Source organism: Alteromonas sp. 14N.309.X.WAT.G.H12, assembly GCF_036697315.1.
Lineage (GTDB): Bacteria > Pseudomonadota > Gammaproteobacteria > Enterobacterales > Alteromonadaceae > Alteromonas.
The window spans coordinates 20,227-44,904 of the sequence record NZ_JBAHZB010000006.1; the positions used below are offsets into that span (position 1 = coordinate 20,227).

A 24,678-nucleotide genomic window follows, 5' to 3' on the forward strand; every position below is an offset into this window, starting at 1 on the left:
AGAAAAAATCCGCACTGAGCGGTTCGATATCGCTGACAGTACCATTAAGCCTTACTTTGAATTAAATTCAGTACTGGAAAATGGCTTATTCTTCGCCATGAATAAACTGTACGGGATTACCTTTAAAGAACGCAAAGATCTGCCTTTATACGTAGAAGATGCCCGGGTATTTGAAGTATTCAACGACGACGGCAGCTCTATCGGTCTGTTTTACTTCGACCCATATGCCCGCAAAGGTAAGAAAGGCGGCGCTTGGATGAGTGCTTTTGTTACTCAGTCTTTCCTGTATGACAACAAGCCTGTGGTTTATAACGAGCTTAATATCACTAAGCCAGCTCCTGGCGAACCGACTTTGTTGACCTTTGACGAAACCCAAACCTTGTTCCATGAATTTGGTCATGCTGCCCATGGCTTATTCTCACAAGTGAAATATCCCAGTGTTGCAGGCACAAGTACTGCCCGTGATTTCGTAGAGTTTCCTTCACAGTTTAATGAAGATTGGGCCATCCAACCTGAGGTGTTAGCGAATTATGCCAAACACTATAAAACCGGTGAGGTCATTCCCCAGGAATTACTGGATAACCTGTTAAAATCTGTCACCTTTAATCAAGGGTTTAACACTGTTGAATACCTAGGTTCGGCATTGCTTGATATGGAATGGCATATGATAGGTGCCGACGAAGAGATTACCGATGTGGCCGCTTTTGAAGCCGAAGCATTGAAAAAACACGGGATAGATTATGCGCCGGTACCACCACGCTATAAATCTGCCTACTTCAGTCATACCTTCGCCGGTGGTTACTCAGCAGGTTACTATGCCTACCTGTGGACAGAAGTACTGGCAGCTGATGCCTTTACCTATATGAAGGATAACGGTGGACTGAGTCGTGAAAATGGCGATGCTTTCCGCAAAGACATACTGTCGAAAGGAAATAGCGAAGACCTAATGGAAAACTATGTTACTTTCCGTGGTCAAAAGCCCACTGTGGATGCGCTAATGAAACGCAGAGGGTTAGTAGAGTAATTACTGACGAATACAGGCGTTGGAGCGTTTCAGCGCCTGTTAGTACGCGAGTTACCAACAAAAAAGGAGAGCTTTCGCTCTCCTTTTTTATTACCTCGCGCTCAAATTAACGAGTACGTGGACAGATTTCTTCATCAGAAAAGAAATACGCAATTTCACGGGCTGCAGATTCTGGTGCATCAGAACCATGTACTGCATTTTCGTCGATAGAGTCAGCAAAATCAGCACGTAGTGTACCGGCTGCTGCATCAGCGGGGTTAGTTGCACCCATGATTTCACGATTTTTAACAACCGCGTTTTCGCCTTCAAGCACCTGTACCATCACTGGACCAGACGTCATGAAATCAACCAAGGCGCCAAAAAAAGGACGCTCTTTGTGTTCAGCGTAGAAACCTTCAGCCTGTTCTTTACTCATGTGCACCATTTTAGATGCAACAATACGCAGGCCCGCAGTTTCAAAACGGTTGTAGATAGCACCGATTACGTTTTTTGCTACGGCATCAGGCTTAATAATTGAAAAAGTACGCTCAAGAGCCATTCTTCTTTCTCCAATGAATCAATATAATTTTGGCCGCGAATTATAGGCAATTCCCGCCCCAATGACCAGAGGGAATATTGATTACCTTTTAATGCGTGGCAATTTAAATAATAAGTGTAGGCTTAAGCCTGTGAAACTATCATGACAGACTAATTAACAGACTGTTTTGCCAATGCTTGAATTTTAGCCACAATGGCCCGCAAACCGTTGCCTCGCGTAGGCGAAATATGACGCTCCAAATCTAACTGAGCGAAATATTGGGCAATGTCAAAATCGAATATTTGTCGTGGTGTTTTATTATTGTATGCCGCCATGACCAGCGCCAACAACCCTTGCACAATAATGGCATCACTGTCGACGTTAAAACGGATCACACCGTTATCTAATTGATAGTCTAACCAGACACTGCTCTGACACCCTTTAATGAGTTTGTCAGGGGTTTTCTTATCGTCCGGCATACCCGGAATCGATTTACCCAGATCAATGATATATTGATACCGTTGTTCCCAGTCATCAAAAAACGCTAAATCGTCGATGATCTCCTGACTATCAGGCAAAGACATTACCATTTTTATTCCTTGTTCTTAGAAAAATAAACCGGCTTCGAGTTGAGCTTCTTCGCTCATCATTTCCCTTGACCAAGGTGGATCAAAGACTAACTCGACATGAACGGAGTCAACGTTGGGGACCATGGCAACACGGTATTCAACGTCACCCACCAGCACAGGGCCCATACCGCATCCTGGTGCCGTTAATGTCATTTCAACAAAAACGGATTTCTTTTGCTGATCCACAGCAACCCGATAGATTAAGCCTAACGACACTAAATTGATGGGGATCTCTGGATCATAAATGGTTTCCAGCGCTTCCCAAATCTGCTTTTCATCAATTTTTCCGTCTTCAGGCGATGGAAAGTCTAACACCATGGCCTTACGACCAATGGCATCAGCATCGGTGCCGTCAATGCGGTACATATTACCACGCCACATAATGGTGTAGTTGCCGCCTAGTTCTTGGGTGATTGTAACGAATTCGCCTTCGGGGATAGTGGAAACCTGTCCGGCGGGAACGAGTCTCGCTTTGCAGTCACGTTCAGTGACCACCATTTTCTGTGCTTTTGCCAAAATGTTTAACCGATATTAAAGCTTTCGCCGCAGCCACACTCGTCTACGACATTAGGGTTATTGTACTTAATCACACCGTTCACCCCTTCATGCACGTAATCAATTTCTGTATTTTTCACAAATTGAAGGGCATCTTTGGCTACGGCTACCGTTAGCTTGTCACTGGCGGCCACCAATTCATCGTCAGGAGCTGGGCCATCAGCCATATCCAGTACATAGGCGTACCCGGTGCAACCACTTACTTTGGTTGACAGTCGAATCACGCTGCCTGGCTTGTTTGCCACTTTCGATTCAAAATGTTTAATTGCGCTATCTGTTAGCGTAATCACGGTGTCAGAGGGAACGAAAGTTTCTACAGACATAAATTTCCTCCTCGCTTAAGCAAGCATCATAGTCGCCTTGCGAAGGGCGTCAAATAAGACATCCACTTCCTCAAGGGTATTGTAAATAGAGAACGAAGCCCTAGCCGTGCCCGGTATACCCAACTTTTTCATTAAGGGTTGGGCACAACTGTCACCAGTTCGAATGGCCACACCTTGTCGATCGAGAATGAATCCCACATCCGCTGGGTGAGCGTTAGCAAGCATAAAACTCATCACCCCCATTTTTTTCGGGGCTGTGCCTATGATACGCATGCCTTCTAGACTATTTGCCTGTTCATGAGCACTGGCTAACAAGGCGCTTTCATGCTGCTGCACCGCGGCAGTATCTAAGGCCGAAAACCAGTTTACCGCTGCAGCCAAGCCAATGGCACCGGCAATGTTAGGTGTCCCCGCTTCTAAACGGTTTGGTAATCCCCCCCAGGTGGCGTCTTGATAGGTTACATCGGCGATCATTTCGCCCCCGACCAACCAGACCGGCCAATCCTGAAGTACGGACAATTTGCCCCATAAAACGCCAATTCCCGTAGGGCCAAACAATTTATGCCCACTAAAGGCATAAAAGTCACAGCCAATATCTTGTACATCCACGCCACCGTGAGCAATGCCTTGAGCACCGTCAACAAGTACCCAAGCACCTACCGCTTTGGCCTTTTCCGTGAGGGTTTTAATGGGGTTTACCGTGCCCAACGCATTGGAAACATGGGGAAACGCCACTAACTTGGTACGGGAATTTAGTAATGCACAAAACCCGTCTAAATCTAATTCACCGTTGTCTAAAATAGGCGCAACATTAAGGGTCGCCCCTGACACCTTACAGGCTTGTTGCCAGGTAACCAGATTCGCGTGGTGTTCCATTTCTGTCACCACCACCTCGTCGCCAGCTTTCAACTGTTGCGCAAGACCTTTAGCCACCATATTGATGGACTCGGTGGTCCCTGCCGTCCAAATAATTTCTTCACGGCAATTGGCATTAATAAAACGCGCCACATCATCCCGTGATTGCTCATAACGACGGGTGGCTTCATCCGATAAAGAATGGGCCCCCCGATGCACATTGGCATTGGTGGTGGTATAAAAATCCATTATGGCATCAAGTACAGCCTGAGGCTTCTGGGTTGTCGCTGCGTTATCGAGATACACCAAGGGTTTACCATCGATTTTTCTAGCCAAGATAGGAAACTGTGCCCGGAGGGCCTGAATATCCAGGCTCATTTTACCTCCATTTGAGAAAACCGCGCGCTTAGCTTAGGTAACAACCATGCGCCAATCACCTCTTTAGGGATCTCGTTAACCAGTTCTTGAATAAAACCAAAGTTTAAGATCACCAATGCCTTACTGCGACTAATACCACGACTAAGTAAATAATACAGTGCGGTATCATCAATTTCCGCCACTGTGGCGCCGTGAGCACATTTTACATCATCAGCGTAAATCTCTAGTTCTGGCTTGGTATTAATCAGGGCGCGACGAGAAAGCAACAAGTTCTTGTTGTTCATCTCCGCTAAGGTTTTTTGTGCATCGCGATGAATATGAATACGACCATTAAAGACTGCGCGAGCACCATCGCCAATGATACCTCTGGCGTTTTCTTCTGAAGTACAATTTGGTACGGCATGTTCAATATTGGTGTGCAGGTCAAAAAGCTCATTTTCTGCCAGCAAGTAAATGGCATTCATTTTTGCATCCGCAAATTCACCGGCATGAATAATATCCATATCCAAACGGGATAATTCACTGCCATATCCCACCACCGTGCTATTTAAGCGAGCGTGATCGCCTAAACGGAAATGACTTCCGCCGACTTGCTTGGCTTTGTCTGTAAATAATGCAAAACGATAATGTTCTAAATAGGCGCTATCGGCAATACTGTACTCCGCAAAGGCAGTGGTTAAACTGTTTGCGTTGCCTTCACCATGTTCCATAACCGAGATGCTGGCACCTTCACCTATGCGCACCAGTACACGGGTGTGAGCATCAACCGCCTGGGTAGCGAGGTTACAAATACGAATAACAGGCTGAATAGTGGCGTTTTTTGCAACGTCAATAAACACGCCTTGTGTTGCTAAGGCGTCGTTTATCAAACCAAATGTATGGTGCTGGGGCTTGATGCGGCCAAACAAGGCTTTAACGGCCTCTTCGTCATCACCGCTAACGTGGTTGAGTTTACTAATACGCAATCCGTCAGGAAGATCCACATCAGCGAATGGGGTCACCAATTGGCCATCAACGAAGACAAAATCGATGACATCCAGGTTTTCAATAACAGGCACCGTCGCCTCACCGACACTCGCAGCGCTAACCGCTTCACGCTGAGTTAAACTACTTAACGGCGTAAAACGCCAACTTTCAGTGCGTTTTCCCGGCCAACCTTGGGCTTTCAACTCGCTCAGAGACGCTTGCCTTACGGGTGATAGAAAGTCAGAAACATCCTGAGCATTGTCAATGACCTGTTCTAGCCATTGGCTCATGCCTCGGCCTCCTCATATGCTTGACCAAGAAAAGCATAACCACTTTTCTCAACTTCCAGCGCCAGTGATGCATCACCACTTTTTACAATTTTTCCGTCTGCCAAAATGTGCACAAAGTCCGGTTTGATATAGTCAAGCAAACGCTGATAGTGAGTGACAACAATAAAGCTGCGCTTACCGTCGCGCTGGCTGTTAACACCTTCGGCGACCACTTGCAGAGCATCCACGTCGAGGCCTGAATCTGATTCATCAAGAATACACAAAGACGGCTCTAGTAAAATCATTTGCATGATTTCATTACGCTTTTTCTCACCGCCGGAGAAGCCTTCATTCACACCACGCTTTAAAAAGTCCAAAGGCAATTGCACTTGCTTACACGCCTCTTTGGCTTTTTTAAGAAAAGCAGCGGCGGTAAGAGGTTCCTCACCACGCTGTTCACGCATGGCATTGACCGACTCTTTCATGAATTCCATATTGCTTACGCCGGGAATTTCAACCGGGTACTGAAAAGCTAAAAACAAGCCTTCGCGGGCCCGTTCTTCTACTTCCATGTCGATAAGATCTTTATCGTTGAACCTTATCTCACCGTCGGTCACTTCATAACCGTCGCGGCCAGATAATACATAGCCCAGTGTCGATTTACCGGCACCATTGGGGCCCATGATCGCGTGTACTTCTCCGGGTTTAATTTCCAGGTTAAGGCCCTTAATAATGACCTTATCTTCGACGCTAGCATGTAAATTAGAAATTTTAAGCATTAATTACCCCACTGAACCTTCAAGACTGATTTCGAGCAACTTACCAGCTTCCACAGCAAATTCCATGGGTAGCTCTTTAAATACTTCTTTACAGAAACCATTCACGATCATAGACACGGCTTTTTCCGGATCCAGACCACGCTGCTGGCATAAAAATAACTGCTCATCACTCACCTTAGAGGTGGTTGCTTCATGTTCAACAATGGCAGTTGGGTTTCTGCTTTCTATATATGGGAATGTATGTGCACCACAGGTATCACCGATTAACAGCGAGTCACACTGGGTAAAGTTTCGAGCACCATCTGAACGGGGCCCCATTTGAACAAGCCCACGATAGGCGTTATTACTTTTACCGGCGGAAATCCCTTTGGAAATGATCGTCGAGCGGGTGTTTTTCCCCAGGTGTATCATTTTTGTTCCAGTGTCCGCTTGTTGGCGGCCACGGGTTAATGCCACGGAATAAAACTCACCGACGCTGTTATCCCCTTTCAAAATACAAGAAGGGTATTTCCAGGTAACGGCGGATCCCGTTTCAACTTGGGTCCAGGAAATTTTCGCATTTTTGTGACAAATACCCCGTTTCGTTACGAAGTTATAAATGCCGCCCTTCCCTTCTTCGTCACCGGGATACCAGTTTTGTACCGTAGAATATTTAATTTGTGCATCATCAAGGGCGACCAGTTCAACAACGGCGGCATGTAACTGATTTTCATCCCGCTGAGGCGCGGTACAGCCTTCGAGGTAGCTAACATAGCTGCCTTCTTCCGCCACAATGAGGGTGCGCTCGAATTGTCCGGTGTTCATTTCGTTGATTCGAAAGTAGGTAGATAATTCCATTGGACAACGTACGCCCTTGGGAATATAAACAAAGGAGCCATCGGTGAAAACCGCGCAATTTAATGCTGCGTAGAAGTTATCGGTACGAGGCACCACAGAACCAATATACTTTTTGACCAGCTCAGGATGCTTTTTAATGGCCTCGGAAATGGGACAAAATATAACCCCCGCTTCTTCCAGCTTTTCACGAAATGTCGTAACAACAGAAACAGAATCGAAAACCGCATCGACGGCAACACCGGCGAGCATTTCCTGCTCATGTAGTGGAATACCCAACTTTTCGTAGGTTTTCAGAAGTTCAGGATCCACCTCGTCGAGAGACTGGGGCTTGTCCTTCATACTTTTAGGCGCTGAATAATAGGAAATTGCTTGAAAGTCTACCTTTGGGTATTCAACATGCGCCCACTCAGGCTCTTCCATTTTTACCCATGCATGATAGGCTTTTAAACGCCATTCAAGCATCCATTCCGGTTCATCTTTCATGGCTGAAATACGACGAATAACGGATTCGTCCAGCCCACTTTCGAAGGTTTCCGATTCGATTTCTGAATAGAAACCGGCATCGTACTTACGCGATAGTGCCTGTTCGATCTGTTCACTCATTATAGGATCTCACCTGTTTTGCCTGAAAAAGCGGGTTCACTTAGATACCGGGCCATGACGGTCTTGCCCTAGTGATACTGCAACTTTAACTTCGTTGAAGCCGAACCTGCGCTTGAAAAAATCGGTCTAATTATATAATACCTGAGTAAATCACTCAAGTATTAGACGCAACGTTAATTTTGACACTGTCGCTACGCCAGAACGAAATGCGAGCGCATCATGCCCGAATCTAGTGGCGAGTTCAATAATTCGGCGACAGGCTTAAGCTGTTTGTGGGCGTCGCATTGACGTAATCACACGGGTTATTTTATCTATCACGTAATCAATGTCTTGTTCGCTAGTATACCGGCCAATGGAAAAGCGAATACCGCTATGGGCTAATTCTGGACTTAATCCTAAGGCCCCAAGCACATAAGATGGCTCTAAACTGGCTGATGTACAGGCAGAACCTGATGAAACGGCAATATCATTTAGCGCTAGCATAACACTTTCACCATCCACCCCACCAAAACTTACGTTGAGGTTGCCAGGCAATCGTGCCGTGGGATGTCCGTTAAGATACACATCGTTAAGCTGACTTAGCCCTTCCCACAAAGCATCTCGCAGCTCGCTGATACGTTGGGCTTCCGCTTCCATGGTTTGCCCTGCCAAGGCAAAGGCTTCACCCATGCCCACTATCTGGTGGGTCGGCAAGGTACCTGAGCGCATACCTCTTTCATGGCCGCCACCGTGGATCTGAGCGCGAATTTTCGCTTTAGGGCGACGTCTTACAAACAAAGCGCCGATGCCCTTGGGGCCATACACTTTATGGGCCGACATTGACAATAAATCCACCGCAAGCACGGACAAATCAAGGGGTAATTTACCTGCTGACTGGGCTGCATCAACATGGAACAGTACCCCATGTTGACGGCAGATCTCACCAATAGCGGCAATATCCTGAACCACGCCGATTTCGTTGTTTGCGTGCATAACACTGACTAGCACGGTATCGTCTCGAATGGCACTTGCTATCGCTTGAGGGTCAATCATGCCTTGGGAATCGACCCTAAGTACGGTGACATCACAGCCATCTTGTCGTAGCGCTTCACAGGTATCTAATACTGCTTTATGTTCGGTATTAACGGTAATGATATGGCGACCTTTATCCCCATTCTCTTGTACCGCACCTTTAATGGCTAAATTATTCGATTCTGTTGCCCCCGACGTAAACACCACTTCACGGGGATCGCAATTGAGTAAGTCAGCAATTTGATTCCGCGCGATATCCACCGCTTCTTCTGCCAGCCAACCCCAGCGGTATGTACGAGACGCGGGATTACCGAAGTTTCCGTCCATGGTCAAACATTGCATCATTTTCTCGGCTACTTGGGGATCCACCGGTGTGGTGGCTGCGTAATCTAAGTAGATAGGCGATGATGGTGAAACACTCATGACAACTGTACACTCACTTTGATATCATCAAGGCCTGTGGCAACCTGTTTGTCTTGCCTGCCAGACACTTCTTGAACTTCACGCTGGGCCATTAATTCGCCCAGAGTAATAGAATTAAGAAAGATACTAATGCGATCGCTTAAATCTTGCCACAGACTGTGAGTTAAACAACGCTCTCCCCCTTGGCAATCGGCTAATCCCTGACATCGGGTGGCATCTACGGATTCGTCCACCGCACGAATGACTTCGCCCACAGCGATATCCGTGGCATCGCGACCAAGCAAATAACCGCCCCCAGGCCCTCTTACACTGTCCACTAGCTGCTCTTTTCGCAGCCGGGAAAATAACTGTTCAAGGTATGAAAGAGAAATCTCCTGACGCTCTGAAATATCGGCAAGGGGAACCGGCCCTTGGGTAGAGTGTAAAGCCACATCAAGCATAGCGGTCACTGCATAGCGGCCTTTGGATGTTAATTTCATAGGAATCTCCCGAACTCTGTCGCCGCAAATTGTTACATTCCCGACTAAATTGGTCAAGTATTCCAATGGGTAAAAAAATAGAGGGGATTTACGCCATGCCCTATTTGGCTGGGGTTCTAGCGCCACAGGTGAGCCTGCCATTTTAAGCAAATTAGCAACGAAATCAGCTCATGTAGGAACCCGTTACGATAAAAGAGCCCAAAAATGCGATCGCATGATGGGCTCGTTAACCACTAAGGCAAACCGATTTCCGTCGATCTGTTTCTTTGCTTATTTGAATGTTTGGGAATACGCTTCCCGTAATTTGGCTTTTTGAATCTTACCCATGGTATTTCTCGGTAAACTATCTATAAAAAATACCCGTTTGGGTTGTTTATATTTCGCTAACACTTCTTTTGTGAAGTTTTTTATCTCATCTTCGGTGCTCTGTTTTCCTGGTTGCAATACAATTACCGCCACCACCGCTTCACCAAAATCAGAATGGGGCAAGCCGATAACCGACGATTCCAACACGCTGGGGTGATCATCGATAATCGATTCAATCTCTTTAGGATAGACGTTATATCCGCCGGAAATAATTAAGTCTTTTGCCCTTCCCACTATTGAGACATAGCCATCGCTATCTTGAACCCCCAAGTCCCCAGTTAAAAACCATCCATCGGGACGCAATTCCTCTGCGGTTTTCTCCGGCATCTGCCAATAGCCGGAAAACACATTGGGACCACGCACTTCAATTTGCCCGACTTCACCTTCTGGCAGCAGTGCGCCGGTGTCAGGATGGGTGATTTTCACTTCCACACTTGGTAGCGGTAGACCCACCGTACCCGGCTTTCTTTCGCCATGATAAGGATTGGAAGTATTCATATTGGTTTCTGTCATACCGTATCGTTCGATAATCGTATGACCGGTTTTTTGCTGCCATTGCTGATGGGTTTCGGTCAACATCGGTGCTGAGCCGGAAATAAACGCCCGCATATTGGCAACGGTTTTTAAATTCAAATCCGCATGTTCCAATAAGCGTACATAGAATGTGGGCACACCCATAAGTACCGTGGCTCTTGCCATCTCGGCAATAATTTCATCACAATCAAATTTGGCCATGAAATACAAAGAAGAACCCGCGCATAAGGTGGTATTGATGGCCACGAAAAGCCCATGAGTATGGAAGATAGGTAATGCGTGAATTAATCGGTCGGAGGCGGTAAATTCCCAGTAATCGGCCAACGTCATAGCATTAGACGCTAACGCACCATGGGATAACATGGCCCCTTTAGAGCGCCCTGTGGTTCCCGAGGTGTAAAGGATAGCGGCTAAATCTTCTGCACGTCTTTCGATGGCTTGAAAACCTGTCGGTGCCAAATTCTGTAACTCGAGTAAAGTCCCTGATTCACCGTCAGACGCGATGGAAAGTACCGTATTCACCTTGGCCGCTTGTGCCACCGGAATTAGGGTTTCCAAACGCTTGGGATCACAAACAAACACCGTTGGCTTGGCATCACTTAAAAAATAATCCACTTCACTTGCGGTATATTCAGTGTTCAGAGGTAAAAATACACCGCCGGCAAGCACAGTCCCTAAATACAGTTCGATCACTTTAAGAGATTTACCAGCTTGTACCGCCACCCGGTCACCGGCTTTTACTCCCTGACTGGCCAATACATGGGCCATCTTTTCTGCATTGGAAAATAACCTTGCGTAGGTCACCGTATTGCCGTTTGGCAAATACGCAAAAACCCCATCGTCATTTTCTATTGAACTACGTCTCAGTTTGTTTGCTAAATAGTTAGATTTATACATTTTTCTCCCCTATTAAAGAATGATGATCACGTTTTTTTGGCAGCATTTTCTTCACCGTTGACGAAGTGCTGATAACCCCCTTAGAGACAAAGGCTTCATGATTTTGCTCAATAGAACGCAAGTCATACTCGTAGTTCACCATAATTGACCATGACGTCTTGATACCTTTTTCTGAGGTGTCAGCCCAAAAGTTGATTTGCTCTAATCGAGCGCCGTTTCCTAAATGGAAGCGGGATACAGGATCGTAGGGCTGTCCGTGTTTGTTCTTTGCCTGCAACAAGTAATAACTGGCCAAATGACCTAATTTGGTTTGCATATTTTGTTTGAAATCAGCAGAAGGTAGTGGCGGACAATCTTCCATTTGAGCAACGGTTTGCGCCATGTCTGGCGCAATCTCGTTATTATTATTGGCCCAGTGACATAAACTGGGTACCGGTGACATGGTAATGAAACGTTTTAAATTGGGTAACTCGCGACGTAATTCTTCCACAACTTGTTTGATGAGAAAGTTGCCAAAAGAAATGCCTTTTAGGCCAACCTGACAATTTGAAATAGAATAAAAGACTGCCATATTGGCATTGAATGGCGAGATACGCTGACGTTCAGGTGATAATATCTCATCCATTGTCTGCGGCACGTCATTCATCAACGCAACCTCAACAAATATCAAGGGTTCAGACGGTAGCGCAGGATGAAAAAAAGCATAGAGTCGGCGATCTTTTTCCGCCACTCTGCGACGTAAATCATTCCACCCATCGATTTTATGTACCGCTTCATAGGTGATGATTTTTTCCAGAATATCCGCCGACGTTGACCAATTGATAACTTCCAAGGTAAGAAAACCTCGGTTGAACCAAGAATTAAATAGGTGCTTGAAATCCTCATCAACAGACCCGAGGTCTGCATGTGTTTTAATATGAGCAAGGAGGTCTTGGCGCATTTTAACTAAAGATGCCGTGCCGCCACTGGCTCTATTTAAACGCCTAATCAATTCTTGTGTACGAGGCTCTGAGGCGAAATGGATATTTCTCGCTTCTTTATCACCGGGATTCTGATTCCATTGCAACACCGCCTTTTTCAGCTTCTCTGTATCTACGCCCAATTGTTCTTGCATTGATTGGAAAAAGGCTAACTGTTGTTCATCGTTTAGTGCCTTGTATCCATCAAGTATTTCACGGGATCGGGCTAAACCGGTTGCTTCTCCAGTACTGGTTAACAATTTAATACATTTGTCGATAAGCGATTCGTTGACGTTACTGGAAATCATTGTCTCGCCAATTTCAGTGACACGAGAAATCAGATCCTCAAATAAACTTGACCACTTCAACATTTATAGTCTCCAGTATTAATTACCCTAACATTTCATTTTCAACATAAAATAAAAAATAAACGTGATATAAAAAACAATAATTTATAAAAACACAAATAAGCCGCCTCATGATTTAAAAATACTTAACGCATCATTATGTAATACTTTCACCAATTGCACGAATTACACTCTCAGCCAACAAACCCACATTTAAATTACATATTATCAACACAAATTCATGTCAAAACACTTACAAACCGCGCAATACCTATGTAACATAATGCCTTGCTTGTGGTGCAATAATTTCTAATTTGTTTCACCATATGTAACAACTATGTTAAACACTGTTGACTCATTGGTTTTCCATTGCTTACTATTAGTTTGATAAGAATCAAAAATAAGGCGGAGAAAAAGTTGCATTCACGGTAGCTAAAAAATAAAGTCCATTTTTAATTCAACACACTTTTTATCATAACCAAATAGTGAACGCATCGTGAGATTAGTAATTTGAAAAACCCGTTTAAACCTTTTTAAGATAGGAAAGAATATGCGATTTATTGTAGGTTCGAATAAAGAAGAAAATGCAGATAGTGCCCAAAGTGTCTATGCTGTTTATGGTGAGAAAGCGGTCAATATTTCACAACTTGATCCTTCAATAGGTAGCGATCTTACGGGCTTAATGGGGCGAGAAAACTTAAAAAGTTATATTGACGCATTAACAGATAATGCCCCCCAAATTGCCGTCGATAGCATCACCCCTGCCTTACCGGTTGCATCGCCTTCTAAGGTTATTTGTCTTGGTCTTAATTACGCCGATCATATAAAAGAAGGTGGCTACAAGGTTCCCACCTATCCAGCATTATTTATGCGTAGTGTTAGCTCCCTTATGCCTGCTGGTGCGCCCATGGTGCGACCTGCTTGCTCAGATAAGCTTGATTATGAAGCCGAGCTGATGGTGATCATCGGTAAAGGCGGCAAGCACATTGCAGAAGATGAGGCATTATCCCATGTCTTTGCCTACACCCTGTTTAATGATGGCAGTGTTCGGGATTATCAGCGTAAAACCCACCAGTGGACGCCTGGCAAAAACTTTGATTCCACAGGCGCAATAGGTCCGGTTTCTGTAACCCCTGATGAATTACCCGAAGGCGCTGTGGGCCTTAAAATCGAAAGCAGAGTGGGTGACGAAATCCTACAAAGTGCCACCACCTCAGACATGCTATGGAGCGTTGCACGGGTGATCTCCGAAATATCGGTATATTCCACATTGGAAGAAGGCGATTTCATTGCCATGGGTACGCCTCCAGGCGTAGGACACGCGAAAACACCACCGCGCTGGCTTAAACCCGGAGAAGTGGTAGAGGTGGAAATTGAATCCATCGGTATATGCGCAAGCCCAATTGTTGATGAAGAACGGTAATTTAGCGTCCATCCCATCGGGCCCACTTATCGGTCCGATGGAAGCAAGCTGTATAAGCGTCATAACTAAAGAAAACGTAATGGAAGATTCAGCCGTTTGGGGTAGCAATATTAAATGAGTTAATGAACTCCCGCTTCGTCATATTCGTTGGGACCGCTATCGGTTTCTTTGTAATTAGCGTAAGTGACCATGAGCTACAGCTATCACTCAAAAGACGTATTTAGGGGCATTTCATTAACGTTTGTCATGTGAATTGTGCTGATACTTTTAACGTTTTCCCAAACAAAGAGCACTTCACTTAAAATTTAGGAGTTAACGATGAGAAATGTGACTAGTGAAAATATTACCGATACTTTCCTAAGCTATTTGGGACCCAACACAAACCCGCGGTTAAAAGAAGTATTAACAAACCTTTCCTCTCATCTACATAATTTTGTTCGCGAAACAAAAATTACCCACGACGAGTGGCAGCAAGCGTTGGAATTGCTCAAATGGGCCGGAGATATTACCGACGAGGAACGAAACGAATTCGTCCTGTTATCCGACGTATTAGGCGTATCGTCCTTGGTCGATATGATTAACTCGCATCCTGAAGCCACCAGCTCAAGTGTGCTCGGGCCGTTTCATGTATCAAATGCACCAGATATGCCATTAGGTGCAGACTTCAAACGTCACTATCCTGGCCAAGTTGTACTGGTAGAAGGCTATGTAAAAGACACCCGAGGAAATCCCATTCCTGGTGCCAAAATCGATATATGGCAAACCGCGCCAAATGGTAAGTATTCATCTCAGGATGAAGAGCAAGATATTTATAGTTTCCATGGGTTATTTACCGCAGATGAAAACGGCTATTACGCATTTACAACCGTGCGTCCTGTGTCTTACACCGTCCCCAGTGATGGTCCAGTGGGCAAATTACTCGATGCGACTGGCAGACACCCATGGCGTCCTTCCCATTTGCATTATATTGTAAAAGCACCGGGCTATCGTTCGTTGGTAACCGAAGTCTTTCCAGATGATGACCCCTATTTGGATCAAGATACGGTCTTTGGCGTCAGAGAAGATCTGGTTATTTCTTACCAAGAACAACCCGCCGGCACCTTCCCGAAAGACGGGTTTGAATTGTCTGGGAAGGTTGATGACAGCTATTCGCGCTTAAACTTCGATGCAATATTGTTAAATACTGACGAATAAAAAGCCGCACTAAGCACAAACCGGTGGTCAATTTTCATTGGCCACCGGTTTGCTAACTAGTATACCGAGTCAATTCCCTTACCCATCACTGCAATTAAATTTTTGGATCGAACTGATCTAATTCGGCATCTTTCGATTTAGGCATCACAGGATCAAGGCCCGTATTGGCAAAATCTTCGGCTTTGATTGCGTGTAAATTGTCTGTGCACACATTGCCGCCAAGGCTCTGAATAACACCACACAACTCTTCTACTTTTAAATCCATATGATGAATATGTTCAAGCATCACCCCCATGGCATTAGCCACAGGATCCGGGTTGTCCGGGGATACAGCGTAAGCATCGAAACCATATTTTTGTGCAATACGGTGACGTTTTTGGGATTGTTCAGGCGGCACAGCGTTTTCACCGGAGCTAACAATGCGACCGGGGATCCCAACCACTGTTGCCCCTGCAGGTGCATCTTTTACTACCACCGAGTTTGAGCCTATTTTTGCCCCTTGTGCGATGACAATGGGGCCTAACACCTTGGCACCGGCGCCCACCACCACATTATTTTCTAAAGTCGGATGGCGTTTACCTGCTTTCCAGCTGGTTCCGCCCAACGTCACCCCATGGTACAAGGTCACGTCATCGCCAATAATGGCGGTTTCTCCAATTACCACGCCCATGCCATGGTCAATAAAAACCCGGCGGCCCAGCGTCGCACCTGGATGGATCTCAATACCCGTTAGCCACCGACTAAAGGTAGATAGGCTGCGGGCCAACCACTTAAAACCCGCCTGCCAACAGCGGTGGCTGATACGGTGTAACCATACCGCGTGGAGACCTGGGTAATTAGTTAACACCTCAAAGGTGGTGCGAGCCGCAGGATCACGATGAAAAACGGCGCCAATGTCTTCTTTTATACGTGAAAACACCCTGCTCTCCTTTATTTGATGGCTTTGTCGATGGAGGACAAAATCCCGCGAAGTATATTCAATTCCTGAGATTCAGGACGAGCCCGATTAAACAACCGACGTAACTTTGTCATCACCATTCCCGGGTGATTTTTGACAATAAATCCTGAGTTACTTAAGGTGGATTCTAGATGGGTATAAAAACGCTCTAGATCTTCATTTAAGGGATAGTCTTCTTCCTTGCTATCTGGCACCTCTTTTTGTTCAAGAAACGCCATTCTTACCTCGTAACATAAGGTTTGCACTGCGGCTGCGAGGTTTAACGAACTGTAATCAGGGTTAGCAGGAATACAAACATGAAAATGGCATTGTTGCAGTTCTTCATTACTAAGACCGTTATTTTCTCTGCCGAAAACCAACGCCACGGGGTAATTTTTAACTTCGCTAATCAGTTTACGACCACAACTACGCGGTTCAAGCATAGGCCATGAATGTGTCCGTGAACGGGCAGAGGTACCAATCACCAAACCACAATCGGCAACAGCCTCTTGCAAGGTGTCCACTATTTTTGCATTCGCCAGCACATCACCGGCGCCGGCGGCAAGTGCACTGGAATGCCCGTCAGGTGCTTTTACCGGATCAACTAGACAAAGTTGGCTTAGCCCCATGGTTTTCATCGCCCGTGCCGCTGATCCAATATTGCCAGTGTGAGACGTGTTAACCAGTACGATTTTAATGTTATCCAGCATAGAAAACCCTTCACCTATATTTCGGTGCCGGATGATAGCACAACCGCCCTGTTGATAGCTATTTACCCATCTTGCTCCCCTTTTTAATGCAAATGTGATTGCATATTTTACTTGCTCTGTTAAACTTCGCGCGCTTCTTAACGCAGGTGGTTAAAATCCATACTGCGTATATTCTGATCTTTTACAATTGGTGGTTTAACTATGCATCCTATGCTGAATATTGCGGTGCGCGCTGCGCGTGTTGCCGGACAAATTATCCTTCGCGGTTTTGAAAATCGTAGCGATCTGACGAAAGAAACGAAAGGCGTTAACGATTATGTCACCTTAATTGATAAAGAAGCTGAACAAGCCATTATCAACAAGATTCAGCAATCCTACCCTGATCACAGTTTCCTTGGCGAAGAAAGTGGCGAAACCCACGGCGCCGACACGGAATATCAATGGATCATTGATCCTCTGGATGGCACCACCAATTTTATTAAAGGTATCCCACACTTTTCAGTTTCCATTGCACTATTGCACAAAGGTCGACTTGACCAAGCGGTAGTGTTTGACCCTATCCGCAGTGAGATATTTACCGCCAGCCGTGGACAAGGTGCACAGCTAAATGGCTACCGTATTCGCACAACGAAACCAAAAGATTTATCTGAAACCGTTTTAGCCACCGCCCTGCCTTTTAAAGAAAAGGCCCAGTTTGGTGAATTTGCCCTTAGCTTAAACAGGATCTTCCGCGAATGTGGTGATATTCGCCGTGGTGGTAGTGCAGCATTGGATATGGCTTATGTGGCTGCCGGTCGTATGGACGGCTACTGGGAACGGGGTATCAAAGTCTGGGATATTGCTGCAGGCGAACTACTGGTAAGGGAAGCCGGTGGTCTGGTAACAGACTTTGTCGGTAATAACGATCCTATGTATAAAGGTGAAATTGTAGCCGGTAGCCCCAGGGTCGTACAAAGCTTGGTTAAACACCTGAAATAATCTTACCGAGTTAAACACAAAAAAAGGTCGCTTCAAATGCGACCTTTTTTTATTTCTGCAAAAACTTAAGGCAGTGGATCTAAATCAGCACCCTCTTTTTCCACTTGTGGTGGCATCAGATCTTCTTTGCTGATCCCCAACGCCAATGCCACAGAACTGGCAATATAAATGGAAGAATAGGTCCCCACAACAATACCGAATAATAGCGCCGTAGCAAAACCATGAATAAGCGCGCCGCCCTTATAGAATAGTGCCACCAGCACCAATACGGTAGTCAAAGACGTAATGATGGTTCTATTTAACGTTTGCGACAGTGAAATATTCACAATTTCCACCGGCTCACCTTTACGGATTTTACGGAAGTTCTCTCGTATTCTGTCGAAGACCACAATGGTGTCATTCAAAGAATAACCGATTACCGCTAGCACCGCGGCTAATACCGTAAGGTCGAACTCGATTTGAAAAAACGCAAATAAACCTAAAGTAAGGATGACGTCATGCACTAATGCTGAGACAGAGCCTAATGCAAAACGCCATTCAAAGCGCATAGCCACATAAATTAAGATGCAGATAAGCGCCACCAGCATGGCTAAACCACCTTGCTCGGTAAGCTCCTCACCCACTTGCGGGCCAACAAACTCGATACGACGCATTTCCACGGTTTCGCCTTTTGAGCGCAATGCAGTTAGCACTTGCTCACCGATAACCGAGGCTTTGACTCCTTCCCGCGGCGCGATACGAATAAGCACATCTTGGCTACTACCGAAATTCTGGACCACGGCATCGATAAAGTTCGCGTTAGCAAGCTCACTTCTGATAGCTTCCAGATCAGCAGATTGATCATAGCCGACTTCAATCAGGGTTCCCCCCGTAAAGTCGAGCCCCCAATTAAGCTTATTTACTGCAAGAGCGGTAATGGAACCAATGATAAGAATGGTAGACAAGATCATGGTTACAAAACGCAACCGCATGAAGTTGACCGTATGATTTAACGATAAAAACTGCATAAAAAGGGTTCCTTAAATGGGCAGTTTATTCACTCGACGACCGCCCCAAACAGCATTGGTGATCATGCGAGTAACGACAATGGCCGTAAACATAGATGTGGCAATACCAATCATCAGGGTAATTGAAAACCCTTTGATAGGCCCTGTTCCAACAGCGAACAAGATCATGCCGGCAATCAAGGTCGTGACATTGGCATCCATAATCGTTGAAAATGCACTGTCATATCCCATATGAATCGCTTGCTGAGGCGAACGCCCATCACGTATTTCTTCTCTTATCCTTTCGAAGATAAGCACATTGGCATCCACAGCCATCCCCACCGTCAGGACTATACCTGCCATTCCCGGTAAGGTAAGGGTTGCACCTGGGATCATGGACATGACACCCACAATAACCACCAAGTTAGTAAGAAGTGCCACATTTGCGATCAGGCCAAAGGCTTTGTAGTACACCGTCATGAAAACAAGCACAGCCACCAGACCCCACACAATGGCTTGCATGCCCATCTCAATGTTCTCGGCTCCAAGACTTGGACCTACAGTACGCTCTTCTACAATTTGAATGGGGGCAATGAGTGCACCAGCACGAAGGAGTAACGCCAAATCTCGTGCTTCTTTCGGCGAATCTAACCCAGTGATACGAAAGCTACTACCTAACTGGGCACGAATGGTGGCGATACTGATGACTTCTTCATGTTTTTCAAACACAAGTTTGCCTTCAGCATTTCGCTCTCCAGTCGATTTGTATTCGATAAACACTGTCGCCATAGGCTTGCCAATATTGCCTCGCGTCGCCCGGGACATCTTATTGCCACCTTCTGAATCAAGGGAAATATTCACCTGCGGAATGCCGTATTCATCCACGCCGCTGTTTGCATCTGTGATATGGTTACCCGTCAGCATAATTTGCTTTTCAAGCAATTGTGGGCGACCTTCCTGATCGTTAATTAACTGAGCACCCGCTGGTACACGACCATTAATCGCATCAGTGACATCATGGTCCATATCCACCATTCTGAACTCCAACGTTGCGGTGGCGTTCAAGATTTCTTTTGCTCGTGCGGTGTCTTGAATACCCGGTAATTGCACAACGATGCGATCAGCACCTTGTTTTTGCACAACCGGTTCTGCCACACCTAACTGGTTTACCCGATTGCGGATAATGGTGATATTTTGCTTAACGGCGTTGTCACGAATGGCGGTCAGTTTTGACTCTGAAAATGAGGCTTTAAGCACCAAATCCGCTTCTTCTTCAAATGTTAGATCACGATTTTGATTGCGTAGAAAAAACTCGGCCTTTTCCAAGGTTTCCTGATCACGAAACTGAATTGCCACGTAATCATCCCGTTGAGTCACGGTGCGATAACGCAAGCCTTCTTCCCGTAACGAGGTTCTAAAACCATTTTCCGCATCTTCGAGGGATTTTTTTATCGCCTCGCTCATGTCTACTTCCATAAGGAAGTGAACCCCACCACGTAAATCCAGGCCCAATTTCATAGGTGATGCACCTAGGTTTTCCAGCCAATCGGGGGTATCTGCGGCCAGATTCATTGCCACGTAATAGTCTGTGCCCAGTTCTTTTTCCAACAATTCTCGCGCTCTTAATTGCGCGTCGCTGCTGGTAAGCCTGACAAGAATTTGATTGTCCTCAAATTCAACACTTTTTGGTGTAATGCTATTTTCTGCCAGGGTCTGTTCAACTTGAGTTACCATTTGTTCGGTAACGGTTGCATCCCGCCCTGCTGAAATCTGAACAGCATTGTCTTCACCGTATATATTAGGAAGTGCATACAGGCCGCATAGACCGATGGTTAGAATAACCAGTAGCACTTTCCAGATAGAATTTTTATTTAACACAAGAAATTCCTTTTACCTACGTGCCGGATCACTATCCGGCACGGGTAGTAAATCTTAGATCGACTTCATGGTGCCTTTGGGCAGCACGGCGGAAACAGATGTTTTTTGAATAACAATATGGGTTTCATCGTTAAGGGCGATTTCAACGAAATCTTTATCATCAGCAACTTTAGTAATACGACCAACTAAACCACCTTGCGTCAGAATTTCATCCCCTTTACCTAAAGAAGAAATCAGATTTTTATGCTCTTTTACCCGTTTCGCTTGGGGGCGATACAGTAAAAAATAGAAAATCAAACCAAACACACCCAGCATAATGAGCATTTCAAAGCCGCCACCTTGTGACTGGCCACCGGCGGTTTGTGCGTAAGCATCAGAAATAAACAAGCTCATAGTATCCTCATTTTTTAAACGTTTTAATTATAGCGCCGGTACCGGCATATTTTTTTGTGCGTAAAATTCCGCGACGAAAGCATCCAAACTGTCAGTTGCAATTGCATCCCGCAAGCCTTGCATTACCCTCTGATAATAACGCAGGTTGTGAATGGTGTTCAGTCTGGCGCCCAGTATCTCATTACACTTATCAAGATGATGGAGATATGAACGGGAATAGTTTTTACAAGTGTAGCAATCACATTTTTCATCAAGGGGCGATGTATCATTGCGATGCTTGGCATTACGGATCTTAACGACCCCATCGGTAACAAACAGGTGTCCGTTACGGGCATTTCGTGTTGGCATAACACAATCGAACATATCGATTCCCCGACGTACAGCCTCTACGATATCTTCAGGTTTACCAACGCCCATTAAATAACGGGGTTTATTGTCAGGTATTTTAGGCGCAGTATGATCGATAATGCGGATCATGTCTTCTTTGGGTTCGCCCACAGACAACCCACCGATGGCGTAACCATCAAAGCCAATGTCTTCCAGACCGGCCAAAGACACATCGCGCAGTCCTTCGTACATTCCCCCTTGGATAATACCGAATAAGGCGGAAGGGTTTCCTTCGTGAGCGGTTTTACTGCGTTTGGCCCAGCGTAACGATAATTCCATTGAGATTCGCGCTTCCTGTTCGGTGGCAGGATAAGGCGTACATTCATCAAAAATCATGACGATATCTGAGCCCAGATCTCGCTGTACTTCCATGGATTTTTCAGGGGTGAGCAAGATTTTCTCACCGTTTATCGGCGAACGGAAGGTAACCCCTTCTTCCGTGATCTTACGTAAATCACCGAGACTAAACACCTGAAAACCACCAGAATCGGTAAGTATGGGTTTATCCCAATGCATAAAATCATGGAGATCGCCATGTTGCTTTATAATACCGGTTCCCGGACGAAGCATCAGGTGAAAGGTATTGCCCAAACAGATATGCGCACCGCTTTCGTCAAGCTCTTCCGGTGTCATTCCTTTTACTGTGCCGTAAGTACCAACAGGCATAAAAGCGGGGGTTTCCACCACACCTCTATCAAAAACCAAACGACCGCGTCTGGCTTTTCCGTCAGTATTTAATAGTTCAAATTGCATTAACTTCGTTATCCTAAAAACGCCGGTCGCACTTAACGCAACACGGTTGGATTAATATTGGCGAGGATTATAACAGTTTCCGCAACTAGATCATGCCTTGCAACGTTCTTGAACGTGATTTAACCGCAAAGGGCACACTTAGTTGCCCTTACGCTCAATAAACATACTATCGCCATAACTGAAAAAGCGGTATTTTTCTGCGATGGCATGTTCATATGCCTTCATCACATTTTCTCTACCGGCAAAGGCGCTAATAAGCATCATCAAGGTGGATTCAGGTAAGTGAAAATTAGTAAACATGGCATCCACGACTTTAAAATTGAATCCTGGGTAAATAAAGATGTCCGTATCGGCACAATAGGGAGCAATTAAGGCATTTTCTGCCGCCAATGCCGCCGATTCAAGGGAACGTACCGAAGTGGTTCCCACAGCAATCACCCGTTTACCCGCCTGTTTGGTCGCCAGTACGGCTTGCACCACCTCGTCAGGCACATCAGCATATTCTGAATGCATCACATGCTCGTGAATATTTTCCACTCGCACCGGCTGGAAGGTGCCAGCGCCCACATGAAGGGTTACAAACGCCAAATTCACGCCCTTTTCCCGTAACGCGGTGAGCATATCTTCATCAAAATGCAGCCCTGCGGTGGGAGCTGCCACAGCACCTGGCTTTTGGTTATACACCGTTTGATAACGTTCTTTGTCGCTATTTTCGTCCGCCCGATCAATATATGGTGGTAACGGCATATGACCGTATTTTTCCAGTGCACTTAATACCGGCATTGGGGTATCAAACTTCAATACAAACAAGGCCCCTTGTCGACCAATGACGGTTACAGGCAGTGCCGATTCAAGGATCAACTGGGTACCCGCTTTTGGGGCCTTGCTGGCACGTACATGGGCCAGCACTTCGTTGTTGTCTAGGATCCTTTCCACCAGAACTTCAATTTGTCCGCCCGTGTCTTTTTTCCCTTTAAGTCGTGCTGGGATCACACGGGTATTGTTGAACACCAGTAAATCGCCGGGCGCCACCAGCGACAACATTTGTGCAAATTGCATATCCCGCACCATTCCCGTATTACCAGACAAACACAGTAGACGGCTGGCGCGGCGTTTTTCAGCTGGATATTTCGCAATTAGGCATTCAGGCAGTTCAAAACTGAAATCAGATAATTTCATTATTCACTTCAAAATCAATAAATTAAAAACGTGCAGACTGCGTTGGTATTGTTTTTCATACGTAGATACCTTTAGGTATACGTACAATAAATATACGGCAGGTGCTATAACAGGTACGATCCGTCACAGATAGTGATGATGTTCTCCCAAACGAATCCTATTTTCGGCCCGGTATTTTTTACCGGGCTTTTTTATTGCTGTCCGTAGCACGCTTCCGTGACATTCATCCCTACCGCGACATACACAAGCAGCATTTCACGGTATATTTTCTAGGCATCCATATCGTTGAGAATATCTTCAACATCCTGCATCGACAAGGTACGGGCATTCAGTACCATCATTATCTGCAAAAACAAATCGGCCCCCATAATACCTTTATTTACTTTGTTGCGCAGGTTATCTGCACTTTGCTTAACGCCCACCTCGGCAAGGCGTTCACTCAATCCTTGATATTTTACACCCCTTACCGACATTTCCGCCTTGACTAAACGGGCCACAAGTTGTCGCCAATTATTTTTCGATGTCAAAATAATCACCATTTGTGAGTTATAATTTACAAAAACACACTTTTTTACACATAAATGAGGTATTGATTATTGACTACTTTAGCCCCATCTGTCTACACTAGCCTCGTGAATCTTGTCGAACACGGATCAAGTCGTCTACAGTGGTATCGACATTTTCGCTTCAATTATAAAGGAGAAACGCTATGACGTGGGATCTGGAAAAGCTTGAATCCCTCTTGAAAGAACACGATGACTTTGTCATTACCCGTGAACAAGGTTGTCTTCTCATCGCCAATCAGGACGGTCTTGACGCCTGGTTAGCGATTAGTGGAGAACAAATTCTCGTTGAAAGTCTGTTATTTCCAGCCTCGGCCGTAAAAGACAAGTCCGCGTTGGATCATGAAATTCTATCAACACATATGATCTTCCCACTGACAACGGTGGGTATTTCCAGCATTGGTGGTGATGAATACTACACGGCGTTCGGTGCACTCAGTGCCCAATCCAAGCCTGAAAGTGTTGTTATTGAAGTCGAAACATTGTTTCAGAATGTGGCCTCATTTCTCGATGCCTACGAATCTCATCTGAAATAAGTTATTAGGA

Annotated in this window: 25 protein-coding genes; 5 read left to right on the forward strand and 20 right to left on the reverse strand. The window is 45.6% G+C overall.

The features are described 5' to 3' along the window. A partial coding sequence (locus V5298_RS04240; protein WP_332930230.1) for a M3 family metallopeptidase occupies positions 1–1,024 on the forward strand: 1,024 nt, incomplete at its 5' end. A gap of 106 nt (positions 1,025–1,130) precedes the next feature. On the opposite strand, the gene ndk is transcribed toward V5298_RS04240, so the two are convergent. From ndk to V5298_RS04300, 12 genes are all read right to left on the reverse strand, one after another. Continuing rightward, entirely contained in the window at positions 1,131–1,562 is a 432-nt protein-coding gene (ndk, locus tag V5298_RS04245; RefSeq protein ID WP_332930231.1) for a nucleoside-diphosphate kinase, read from the reverse strand. A gap of 149 nt (positions 1,563–1,711) precedes the next feature. Further along, the gene (locus tag V5298_RS04250; RefSeq protein WP_332930281.1) at positions 1,712–2,125 is read right to left on the reverse strand and encodes a SufE family protein; all 414 of its coding nucleotides are present in this window, start codon (positions 2,123–2,125) and stop codon (positions 1,712–1,714) included. Positions 2,126–2,146: 21 nt separating this feature from the next. Continuing rightward, positions 2,147–2,668: a putative Fe-S cluster assembly protein SufT gene (gene sufT / locus V5298_RS04255; protein ID WP_332930282.1), complete on the reverse strand. Its 522-nt coding sequence runs from the start codon at positions 2,666–2,668 to the stop codon at positions 2,147–2,149. Between the two features lie 23 nt (positions 2,669–2,691). After that, positions 2,692–3,048: an iron-sulfur cluster assembly accessory protein gene (locus V5298_RS04260; protein WP_332930232.1), complete on the reverse strand. Its 357-nt coding sequence runs from the start codon at positions 3,046–3,048 to the stop codon at positions 2,692–2,694. A 15-nt stretch (positions 3,049–3,063) separates the two neighbouring features. Continuing rightward, entirely contained in the window at positions 3,064–4,281 is a 1,218-nt protein-coding gene (locus V5298_RS04265) for a SufS family cysteine desulfurase (protein ID WP_332930233.1), read from the reverse strand. Continuing rightward, on the reverse strand, positions 4,278–5,537 hold the full coding sequence (gene sufD, locus V5298_RS04270) for a Fe-S cluster assembly protein SufD (protein ID WP_332930234.1): 1,260 nt from the start codon (positions 5,535–5,537) through the stop codon (positions 4,278–4,280). Before sufD ends, V5298_RS04265 begins: the two co-directional genes overlap by 4 nt. Further along, on the reverse strand, positions 5,534–6,295 hold the full coding sequence (gene sufC / locus V5298_RS04275) for a Fe-S cluster assembly ATPase SufC (protein ID WP_332930235.1): 762 nt from the start codon (positions 6,293–6,295) through the stop codon (positions 5,534–5,536). Before sufC ends, sufD begins: the two co-directional genes overlap by 4 nt. Before the next feature lie 3 nt (positions 6,296–6,298). After that, entirely contained in the window at positions 6,299–7,735 is a 1,437-nt protein-coding gene (sufB, locus tag V5298_RS04280) for a Fe-S cluster assembly protein SufB (RefSeq protein ID WP_332930236.1), read from the reverse strand. A 261-nt stretch (positions 7,736–7,996) separates the two neighbouring features. Then, positions 7,997–9,169, reverse strand: coding sequence for an IscS subfamily cysteine desulfurase (locus V5298_RS04285; protein ID WP_416351142.1), 1,173 nt, complete (start codon positions 9,167–9,169; stop codon positions 7,997–7,999). Further along, positions 9,166–9,648 (reverse strand): Fe-S cluster assembly transcriptional regulator IscR, encoded by a 483-nt coding sequence (gene iscR, locus V5298_RS04290; RefSeq protein WP_332930237.1) that lies wholly within the window; start codon positions 9,646–9,648, stop codon positions 9,166–9,168. Before iscR ends, V5298_RS04285 begins: the two co-directional genes overlap by 4 nt. A 270-nt stretch (positions 9,649–9,918) precedes the next feature. Then, the gene (locus V5298_RS04295; protein WP_332930238.1) at positions 9,919–11,445 is read right to left on the reverse strand and encodes a malonyl-CoA synthase; all 1,527 of its coding nucleotides are present in this window, start codon (positions 11,443–11,445) and stop codon (positions 9,919–9,921) included. Then, entirely contained in the window at positions 11,438–12,775 is a 1,338-nt protein-coding gene (locus V5298_RS04300; protein WP_332930239.1) for a malonyl-CoA decarboxylase, read from the reverse strand. Before V5298_RS04300 ends, V5298_RS04295 begins: the two co-directional genes overlap by 8 nt. Positions 12,776–13,301: 526 nt before the next feature. Between V5298_RS04300 and V5298_RS04305 the strand changes: the two genes are divergently transcribed. After that, entirely contained in the window at positions 13,302–14,174 is an 873-nt protein-coding gene (locus V5298_RS04305; protein ID WP_332930240.1) for a fumarylacetoacetate hydrolase family protein, read from the forward strand. 318 nt (positions 14,175–14,492) lie between these two features. Next, complete coding sequence (locus tag V5298_RS04310; protein WP_332930241.1) at positions 14,493–15,368, forward strand: dioxygenase; 876 nt, start codon at positions 14,493–14,495, stop codon at positions 15,366–15,368. Between the two features lie 94 nt (positions 15,369–15,462). Here the strand turns inward: V5298_RS04310 and cysE are convergent, their stop codons facing one another. Continuing rightward, positions 15,463–16,287 carry a serine O-acetyltransferase gene (cysE, locus tag V5298_RS04315; protein WP_332930242.1) on the reverse strand — a complete coding sequence of 275 codons (825 nt, stop codon included), beginning with the start codon at positions 16,285–16,287 and terminating at the stop codon, positions 15,463–15,465. 11 nt (positions 16,288–16,298) lie between these two features. Next, positions 16,299–17,015, reverse strand: coding sequence for a tRNA (cytosine(32)/uridine(32)-2'-O)-methyltransferase TrmJ (gene trmJ, locus V5298_RS04320; protein WP_332930243.1), 717 nt, complete (start codon positions 17,013–17,015; stop codon positions 16,299–16,301). A 201-nt stretch (positions 17,016–17,216) separates the two neighbouring features. Here trmJ and suhB point away from each other — a divergent pair, with 201 nt between their 5' ends. Next, the gene (gene suhB, locus V5298_RS04325; protein ID WP_332930244.1) at positions 17,217–17,993 is read left to right on the forward strand and encodes an inositol-1-monophosphatase; all 777 of its coding nucleotides are present in this window, start codon (positions 17,217–17,219) and stop codon (positions 17,991–17,993) included. 65 nt (positions 17,994–18,058) lie between these two features. Here suhB and secF read toward each other — a convergent pair whose 3' ends face one another. The 6 genes from secF to V5298_RS04355 form a co-directional block, all read right to left on the reverse strand. After that, positions 18,059–19,000 (reverse strand): protein translocase subunit SecF, encoded by a 942-nt coding sequence (secF, locus tag V5298_RS04330; protein WP_332930245.1) that lies wholly within the window; start codon positions 18,998–19,000, stop codon positions 18,059–18,061. A gap of 12 nt (positions 19,001–19,012) precedes the next feature. Further along, complete coding sequence (gene secD / locus V5298_RS04335) at positions 19,013–20,857, reverse strand: protein translocase subunit SecD (RefSeq protein ID WP_332930246.1); 1,845 nt, start codon at positions 20,855–20,857, stop codon at positions 19,013–19,015. Between the two features lie 54 nt (positions 20,858–20,911). After that, positions 20,912–21,250 (reverse strand): preprotein translocase subunit YajC, encoded by a 339-nt coding sequence (gene yajC / locus V5298_RS04340; protein ID WP_332930247.1) that lies wholly within the window; start codon positions 21,248–21,250, stop codon positions 20,912–20,914. A 27-nt stretch (positions 21,251–21,277) separates the two neighbouring features. After that, positions 21,278–22,390: a tRNA guanosine(34) transglycosylase Tgt gene (gene tgt / locus V5298_RS04345; RefSeq protein ID WP_332930248.1), complete on the reverse strand. Its 1,113-nt coding sequence runs from the start codon at positions 22,388–22,390 to the stop codon at positions 21,278–21,280. 138 nt (positions 22,391–22,528) lie between these two features. Then, positions 22,529–23,569, reverse strand: coding sequence for a tRNA preQ1(34) S-adenosylmethionine ribosyltransferase-isomerase QueA (queA, locus tag V5298_RS04350; RefSeq protein ID WP_332930249.1), 1,041 nt, complete (start codon positions 23,567–23,569; stop codon positions 22,529–22,531). Between the two features lie 269 nt (positions 23,570–23,838). Next, positions 23,839–24,096, reverse strand: a complete 258-nt coding sequence (locus V5298_RS04355; RefSeq protein ID WP_332930250.1) for a DUF6471 domain-containing protein — start codon at positions 24,094–24,096, stop codon at positions 23,839–23,841. Positions 24,097–24,278: 182 nt separating this feature from the next. On the opposite strand from V5298_RS04355, the gene V5298_RS04360 reads away from it, so the two are divergent. Next, a complete protein-coding gene (locus V5298_RS04360; RefSeq protein ID WP_332930251.1) occupies positions 24,279–24,668 on the forward strand; it encodes a DUF2170 family protein in 390 nt (129 codons plus the stop codon). Positions 24,669–24,678 lie beyond the last annotated feature (10 nt).